This is a genomic window from Sphingomonas sanguinis NBRC 13937 (assembly GCF_001591005.1).
In the GTDB taxonomy this organism is placed as follows: Bacteria; Pseudomonadota; Alphaproteobacteria; order Sphingomonadales; family Sphingomonadaceae; genus Sphingomonas; species Sphingomonas sanguinis.
Window position 1 is genome coordinate 1 of record NZ_BCTY01000125.1, and the last position, 914, is coordinate 914.

The following is a 914-nucleotide window of genomic DNA, read 5'->3' on the forward strand; positions in this document are numbered from 1 at the left end:
GAGCCCGACTCATAATTCGAGTTTTGCGATACGGCGTGTCATGCGCCTGATGGAAGCGATGATGAGCCAGGCTTCGGCGGAGGCGACGGACGCCTCCCAATCTTTGGCGAGACGCCGACATCGGTTGAGCCATGCGATGGTGCGCTCGACGACCCAGCGCCGGGGCAGGACGACGAAGCGGTGGGCATCGGAACGCCGGACGATCTCGATGGCGAGGTGGTCGATATGCGCGATAGCGGCGGCCAGTTTCTGCCCGGCATAGCCGCCATCGGCGAAGAAACGGCTCAGGGACGGATAGGCGTCGCGACAGCGTTCGATGAGGTCCGGTGCGCCGTCGCGGTCCTGGATGTCAGCGGAGAGCACCAGTCCGTCGAGGAGGTTGCCGGCCGTGTCGGTCGCGATATGGCGCTTGCGGCCCTTGATCTTCTTGCCGGCATCATAGCCGCGCGGCCCACCCGCTTCGGTGGTCTTGACCGACTGGCTGTCGATGATGCCCGCAGTCGGTTCTGCCTCGCGCCCTTCGGCAATCCGTACTCCGGCTACCAGCACCGCGTTGATCGCATCGAGCAGGCCGCTGTCGCGCATCCGGTAGAAATGGTACTGCACGGTCGTGAACGGGGGAAAGTCCCGGGGCAGTTGCGCCCACTGGCATCCCGTCGCGGCAAGGTACTGGATCGCGTTCCACAGATCCCGTGCCCGGTGCAGGCGCGGGCGGCCCACCTTCGTCGTTCGAGCCAGCAGCGGCGCAATGATCGCCCATTCCGCATCGGTGCAGTCGCTTGTGTAACGCAGCCTACTTCTGTCATGCTCGCGACGAGCGGTTTCGGTCCAGCCCATGTGCTCTCCAAGGTCTTCGCAAAACCCGGTGAATCACAACTGACTGAAATCGCTCAACCTAATTTTCGGTCGGGTTC

Annotated in this window: 1 protein-coding gene; it reads right to left on the reverse strand. The window is 63.8% G+C overall.

Features of this window, described 5'->3' with window-relative positions; translation table 11 throughout:
* Positions 1 to 9: 9 nt before the first annotated feature.
* Complete coding sequence (locus tag SSA01S_RS18880) at positions 10 to 837, reverse strand: IS5 family transposase (RefSeq protein ID WP_076712056.1); 828 nt, start codon at positions 835 to 837, stop codon at positions 10 to 12.
* Between the last annotated feature and the right edge of the window lie 77 nt (positions 838 to 914).

Bases quoted from the DNA above. Each gene is read 5' to 3' on its own strand.
- SSA01S_RS18880 (WP_076712056.1), bottom strand. From the start codon at position 837: ATGGGCTGGACCGAAACCGCTCGTCGCGAGCATGACAGAAGTAGGCTG.